The organism is Soehngenia sp., from assembly GCF_055108775.1.
In genome coordinates this window covers 26,189-33,261 of the sequence record NZ_JBSQIL010000011.1, presented here as the reverse complement: position 1 = coordinate 33,261, position 7,073 = coordinate 26,189, and the positions used below count along the sequence as shown (strand labels likewise).

6 protein-coding genes are annotated in these 7,073 nt (G+C 30.6%); all 6 read right to left on the bottom strand.

Annotated elements, in window-relative coordinates; translation table 11 throughout:
* Nucleotides 1-236: 236 nt before the first annotated feature.
* Nucleotides 237-2,066 (bottom strand): glutamine--fructose-6-phosphate transaminase (isomerizing), encoded by a 1,830-nt coding sequence (glmS, locus tag ACTB1H_RS02900; protein ID WP_463261330.1) that lies wholly within the window; start codon nt 2,064-2,066, stop codon nt 237-239.
* Nucleotides 2,067-2,114: 48 nt separating this feature from the next.
* Nucleotides 2,115-2,630 carry an adenine phosphoribosyltransferase gene (locus ACTB1H_RS02895; RefSeq protein WP_463261329.1) on the bottom strand — a complete coding sequence of 172 codons (516 nt, stop codon included), beginning with the start codon at nt 2,628-2,630 and terminating at the stop codon, nt 2,115-2,117.
* Nucleotides 2,631-2,714: 84 nt separating this feature from the next.
* Nucleotides 2,715-4,265 carry a Mur ligase family protein gene (locus ACTB1H_RS02890; RefSeq protein ID WP_463261328.1) on the bottom strand — a complete coding sequence of 517 codons (1,551 nt, stop codon included), beginning with the start codon at nt 4,263-4,265 and terminating at the stop codon, nt 2,715-2,717.
* 80 nt (nt 4,266-4,345) lie between these two features.
* Nucleotides 4,346-4,906: a DUF5317 domain-containing protein gene (locus ACTB1H_RS02885; RefSeq protein WP_463261327.1), complete on the bottom strand. Its 561-nt coding sequence runs from the start codon at nt 4,904-4,906 to the stop codon at nt 4,346-4,348.
* Between the two features lies 1 nt (nt 4,907).
* Nucleotides 4,908-6,155 (bottom strand): HD-GYP domain-containing protein, encoded by a 1,248-nt coding sequence (locus ACTB1H_RS02880; RefSeq protein ID WP_463261326.1) that lies wholly within the window; start codon nt 6,153-6,155, stop codon nt 4,908-4,910.
* 226 nt (nt 6,156-6,381) lie between these two features.
* A complete protein-coding gene (locus ACTB1H_RS02875; protein ID WP_463261325.1) occupies nt 6,382-6,996 on the bottom strand; it encodes a hypothetical protein in 615 nt (204 codons plus the stop codon).
* Between the last annotated feature and the right edge of the window lie 77 nt (nt 6,997-7,073).

The following is a 7,073-nucleotide window of genomic DNA, read 5'->3' as shown; positions in this document are numbered from 1 at the left end:
CTATACTTATGCCCTTTTTTAGTATATAATTTAGTCAAATCTTATTTAAAAACATATCAAAAGTATTTTTCTGTTTTCATATCTTTTTTTACACTACCTTTTAAGTTTATTCCTAGATGATTATAACACATCACTGATATGTTATCAATACATATTGATAAATATTTATTTATCAATATGTATTTAATTTTATTCCCTTTTCATTTTTAATAAATAGATGATACTAAATAACACCTTTATTCTACAGTAACTGATTTAGCCAAATTCCTTGGTTTATCTACATCATTTCCCTTTAACAGAGCTGTATAATAAGAAATGAGTTGAGCTACAACTACAGAAATTAACGGCATGAATATATTAAAGCTTTCCTCTAGTAATACTACCTCATCACATATTTCTTTGAGATCTTCATTCTTTTTTCTGGTTACTCCAACTACATAAGCTCCTCTTGCTTTTACTTCTTTTATGTTAGAAACCATTTTATCATAAATCAAAGACTGAGTGGCAAAAGCTATTACAGGCGTTCCTTCTTCTATCAGTGCAATGCTGCCATGTTTTAATTCTCCTGCAGGAAAACTTTCAGTGTGTATATATGATATTTCTTTTAATTTTAAGGCACCTTCAAGTGCTGTATAATAATCAAGTCCTCTTCCTAAATAAAAAACTGATTGTTTGTCTTTTATGGTCTCACTTATTTTTTTTGCTTTTTCATCGCATTCTGACAATGTTATTTCTAATTTTTCAGGTATTGACCTTAATTCATTTAATATCTCTTCATAACATTCCAATTTTATTGTGTTTTTAAGTCTTCCAAATTGAAGTGCCATCAAGTAAAAGGCAACCAGCTGAGTAGTGTAAGCTTTTGTCGAAGCAACCGCAATCTCCGGGCCTGCCCATGTATAGAATACATCATCTGATTCCCTTGCAATAGAGCTGCCAACTACATTTGTGATGGATAAAATTCTAGCGCCTTTTTCTTTAGCATCTTTTAATGCCTGAAGCGTATCAGCCGTTTCTCCAGATTGACTTACAATAACAACTAATGTGTTTTCATCTATATTGTGTTCACTGTATCTAAATTCAGATGCTATATCTGCTATTGTATCTACTTTTAGAAATGTTTGGAATAAATATTTACCTATAAGTCCTGCATGATATGCAGTTCCACATGCCACGATGTATATTTTGTTGATTCTATCCAAATCTTCTTTTGTTATGCTGATATTTTCTAATACTATATTTCCTTCTTCATCAATTCTTCTTTCTATAGTCTCTCTCACTGCAGAAGGTTGTTGATGAATTTCTTTAAGCATAAAATGTGCATATCCTTCTTTAGAAGCTGATTCAACATCCCAAGAGATTTCTTCTGATTTTCTATTAACTTTGTTTCTTCCTTTGTCATATATTTCATAACCATCTTTTGAAATTCTAATTATGTCTTTGTTATCTAAGTAAACAACTTTTTTAGTGTATTTTAAAACAGCAGGTATGTCTGATGCAACTATAGTTTCATTCTCTCCTACTCCTAGTATTAGTGGACTTTCGTTTCTAACAGCTATTATTTCATTAGGATTGTTTTCAGATACTATTGCCAATGCATATGCTCCTTTTAATTTGTCCTCAGCTTTAAAAACAGCTTCTAATAGATTGCCATCATAAAAATAATCTATTAGATGTGCCACAACTTCAGTATCTGTATCTGAAATAAATTTATAGCCTTCATTTTCTAATTCTTCTTTTATTTCTCTATAGTTTTCAATTATTCCATTATGAACAACAGCTATTGTACCCGAGCTATTTGTATGAGGATGAGAATTTAAATCGGAAGGAACTCCATGAGTTGCCCATCTAGTATGACCTATGCCTACATTGCCATTAATCGGATCTTCTTCTAAGCTTTTTCCCAAATTAGAGAGTCTGCCAGCCATTTTCCTTATTTTTAATTTGCCATTTTCAATTATGCCAACACCTGCAGAATCATATCCTCTATACTCTAGTTTATCTAATCCATCAAGTATGACTTCTTGGGCATTTCTATTCCCGACATATCCAACAATTCCACACATTTATTTAATCCTCCTTTTTTAGAGAAAAAATTAACGTCCCAAAAGACGTTAATCATATTTAACTAAAGAATTTACATGATACCCTTCAAGCTTTTCTCGACCTTTCAAGTCAGTTAGCTCTATTACGAATTCAAGTGCTACTACTTCTCCTCCAAATGATTCAATGAGTTTTGTAGCTGCTAAAACAGTTCCTGCAGTTGCTAATAAATCATCAATTATCGCAACTCTATCGCCTTTTTTTATTGCTTCTGTTTGAATTTCTAATGTTGCTGTTCCGTATTCTAAATCATAATCATATTTAGTTGTCTCCCCTGGAAGTTTTCCGGGTTTTCTAACCGGTATAAAGCCTACTCCGAGTCCATATGCTACTGCAGCTCCGAATAAAAACCCCCTAGCTTCGGGCCCAACAATATAGTCTACGTTTTTATCTTTTAAATCTTCTATCATAAGGCTCACTGTTTCATGAAATGCTTCCTTGTCTCTGGTTAGTGTAGTAATATCCTTAAAACTAACACCTTTAATCGGAAAATCTTCAATCTCTCTGATCTTTGATTTCAAATTCAAGTTTCTTCCCCCTTGATTTTTATATAAAACACAGTTACTTCGCAAATAATAGTTTATCATAAACTAAGAAAAAATAAAAATAATTTATTGCTCATTTTTTATATCCAAAACTCTATCTTTTATTGGCTCATACAACTTAGATTTATCTATTGTAGAATCTTTTTGAGAAATAATATCTAAAGCTATTTTAGCACCCATATCCATCCCTTGACAACCTGCTAATAATATTATATCTCCTTTTTGTACTTCATCTAATGCTTTCTTAATTGCATCATGCAAAGTATCATATATTTCTAGAGATAGTCCCGAATTAAAAATTTCCTCGCGAAATACTTCTTCCTCTATAGGTTTTACTTCATCTTTAGATGTAACACTTCCTATACTTCTAGTAGCTATTATTTTTTTCAACCCCAATTTTTCTTTCCATGATATCAAAGCTTTTGCATTTTCCCTATTAACAGTTGGTCCTCTGTTACCCCTAATTGCATATACTATATGAAAATTTTTCTTATCCATGTCGCTAATACTTTCTAGTGTAGAATTAATATTTTTTAAATTAGCAAAATGATCATCTATAATAAGAAAATCTCCTTCATATATAAACTCAAATCTTCTCTCTACTCCTTTGAACTGCCTCAATGTTTTTATTATAATTTCTTTATTAATCCCATAAGCTAATGAAATACATATACTTGCCATAGCATTTTCTATTGAATGATATCCAGGTATTTTAAGTTCAACATCAAAATTATCTTTTTTTATAACTAAATTTTCTAAATTAATATCATTTCTTATGTTAACACTAAACTTAGCCCTACCCCCAACTAACTTCACATTCTCACAAAGTATATCTGCATCATTTCCGTTTATAGTAAATGTTATAACATTAGCCATTGTATTAAATTTTAAAGATGCTATTCTTTCATAATCTACATTCAATATAGCAATTGCACCTTTCTTAGCATTTTTTATTAAACTTGATTTTGCCATCCAATAATTTTCAAAACTTCCATGTTGATCAATATGCTCTCTTGCTAAATTTGCAAAAGAAACAATGTCAAAGTCTACATCGTTTACTCTTTTTAATTCAAGTGCTGATGATGAAACTTCCATGACACAAGTATTGATATTTTGATTTTTCAATATAGAAAAATTCCTTTGTAAATCAAGGCTTTCGGGAGTGGTTAGTTCTGAGACTTCAATTTTATTGCCTAATTTATTCAATACACTACCCAATAAACCAGCTTCTATCTTGGCATTTCTTAATATGTTTTCGACTAAAAATGATGTAGTAGTTTTCCCGTTAGTGGCAGTTATACCTATTACTCTCATCTTTTTAGTAGGTGAGCTATAATAGATATCACTTATTGAAGATAGAGATTTGCGTGAATCCTTAACTCTTATTTGCATTATATTTGCATCAATAAAATCTTCTACCACTGCAGCTTTAGCTCCATTTTGCATAGCATCTTCAATATACTTATGCCCATCAGTCAAAAATCCTTTTATAGCAACATAAACTGAATTATGGGTTGCTTTTTTAGAATGGTATGCAATACCCTCTACATCAAAGTCTTCATTGTAGTTTATGATTTCGTAGTGTTCCAATTGCTTAATCAATTCTGAAATTTTCATATAATCACCTACTAAAAATAATATGTTTAACTTTTGTAACTAAAAAAATTTAGACAAATAAAAATATGTACCCAAACAAATTATGTTTGGGATAAATTATTTAACATCTCTTTCTGAAAAAACACAAAAACACCTGCCATAATGAAAATATCCCCTATGCTGATTATTTTGGGTAGAGGGTATGGCTTAGGTATAGTTATAATGTCAGCAAGAATAAAAAATTTAGTATCTTCATCTGCTGGAGTATGTATAATATCATATTCTCTCTCTTCTATTACAGTTTCATCAATATCCAATTTAGGAGAAAAATAAACTGGCATTTTCCCACCATTTGCCATTATTACAATAAAGTTTAATAATATGCCAATCATAAATAATTTCATGTATACTTTTTTTATATTTAATAGAGAAGTGATAATCAATAATACATAGCTTAAAAAAATAATATGAAATGAATAATTGCTAACAAAATATTTGATCTCTGAAGAAGTACTATTATTTAATAAACCAAATAATCCTTGTAAAAGAAAAGCTCCAATAAAAAGAAAATATCCCTTAAAAACAACATTGGAAAGATTTTTAAATTTTCCGCCTCTTAGTTTTGCTATTATAATTGATATTAAGGAAGGTTCTAAAAACATATCACACCTGCTGATTAATCATATTTATAAAAGTTTCAACTAATTTAGGATCAAATTGTGTTCCAGAGTACTTTTTAAGCTCTTCTATTGCCATCTCTTTTGTCAATGCTTTTCGATAAGGTCTATCAGTTGTCATAGCATCGAAAGTATCTGCAATCATAAGAATGCTAGCCTCTATAGGTATCTCTTCACCTTTTAATCCATCAGGATAACCAGAACCATCATATTTTTCATGATGGTGTCGGACAATTTTTGTGACATCACTTAAGAAATTAACTTTACCAATTATGTCAGCACCAATAGTTGGATGTTTCATAATTATTTCATATTCTTCTTTTGTCAACTTTCCAGCTTTGTTTAATATTTCATCTTTAATCCCAATTTTGCCTATGTCATGAAGCACAGCAGCTGTTCTTATGTTTTCAATACTATCAAAGGAAAGATGAGAAGCTTTTGCAAGTCCCACTGCAAGTTCTTCTACTCTGTTGGCGTGTCCACTTGTATAAGAATCTTTTGCTTCGACAGCTTTATTTAATGCTTGAATAGTTGAAATATATAAATTTCTCATATCTATGTATAATTTAAATGAATATCTAGCAAGTAATAGTGGGCCAAAGAACAGTATAACTGCACCATACCCATAGCTTAGAAAAGCGAGAGCAATAATTATGCCTATTGTTCCTACAGCTATAGAATTTAGAAACGTCCCTCTGATATTACCCATCCACGTATTAGTTATAGAAGTTTCACTTGATAACCCTAAAAATACGGATATAAAAAATGTATTTACTAGCACACCTATAGCAACTATAGCTAAAGTCGGAAATAATGAAAAATCGCTGATTTGGCCTCCAGTATTTAAATATAGTAACCCCATGATTCCAGAAACCAAAACACTTTGTGCTACATTAAATAATGTCTTATGTGCCGGCAAATTAAACAAATGAACATAACCTCTTCCTTCAATTTTAGGGAATCTAAATAAAAATCCTAAACCAGAAGCAGTAGCCGCCAGCAAAGGTCCTCCAACTATAACGGTAGCTACATTTATAGCATATCCAACAGACACGCCGACTGTATTGTTTGGTAGTGGTATAAGTAAAGATTCCACAGCTATCGCTAGAAATATCCAGAATATATACATTGGTATATTGTCTATTCTGTAATTATTAAATATATACGCATAGAGGCTAATTGCTAATATGCTTATTACTAACAAATAAACTTTGGTCTTTAAATTTAGTTTCATAAAATCCTCCATATATATAAAATGCCGGCTAGATATTTACTAGATTAGTGAATAGTTTGCGCCTGCTGCTAATGCAAGTGCTAAAACGCTTAGCAATATAGTTGCGATCTTTTTCATCGAATATAGCCTCCTTCATAGAGTACTCTGCTTATCCGCTAGTCAAGCATGCTATATTCGCTCCGCTAATTTTTATTTTTCTTCGCTTAAATTTAGCCGGCATTTTAGGCTATTTTGTTAAAAACCTATTGATTGAATCTAAGGTAGCTTTTGCTACAGAAATATAATAATCATTTTTTACCACACTAGATCCTGATAATATAATTTCCTGCCCATCTATAAGACTTGAAACTAATACGACAACTACTTGCACTCCAGCTATGGTAATATTTCTTATATCTTCTACTATAAATAAATCATTTATTCCTAAAGAATTTTCTACAGCCATGACCGTACATTCTGCAAGCATTCTTTCAATATTTCTATAAGAGTTAACACCTGTTTTATACCCTACAAATTCTTCATCAGCTTTTAGAATACTCACCTTTACATTTGCTTTATTCCCAGATGTTTCTTTTGAAATTCCGTTTAATTTTAATCTAGGTTTTATTTTTCTAATATCTATGTCATCTAATTGAGCCACACTAATTTTTCTGTGATCAATTCTATAATCGAAATTAGCCAATAATACTGATTCTACATCTCTAGCAATTTGCTTAGGATTTCTTGTGCCATTGGAAACAATATGGATTTCATCAATATGACTATCCTCACCAATTATTATTTTACTTGAAATCACCGAATCGATTTGTTGTAAATTTTCTTCAATAATTTTATGATCCATATTATCCCCCACAATTAAGAATTTAGTGACAATTCACTATATAAAGATAATAACATTTATCTATATATTTTTCAATA

What these genes read in the sequence shown, in the direction of transcription:
- ACTB1H_RS02875 (WP_463261325.1), bottom strand. Translation starts at nt 6,996, where the DNA reads ATGGATCATAAAATTATTGAAGAAAATTTACAACAAATCGATTCGGTG.
- ACTB1H_RS02880 (WP_463261326.1), bottom strand. Translation starts at nt 6,155, where the DNA reads ATGAAACTAAATTTAAAGACCAAAGTTTATTTGTTAGTAATAAGCATA.
- ACTB1H_RS02885 (WP_463261327.1), bottom strand. Translation starts at nt 4,906, where the DNA reads ATGTTTTTAGAACCTTCCTTAATATCAATTATAATAGCAAAACTAAGA.
- glmS (WP_463261330.1), bottom strand. Translation starts at nt 2,066, where the DNA reads ATGTGTGGAATTGTTGGATATGTCGGGAATAGAAATGCCCAAGAAGTC.
- ACTB1H_RS02890 (WP_463261328.1), bottom strand. Translation starts at nt 4,265, where the DNA reads ATGAAAATTTCAGAATTGATTAAGCAATTGGAACACTACGAAATCATA.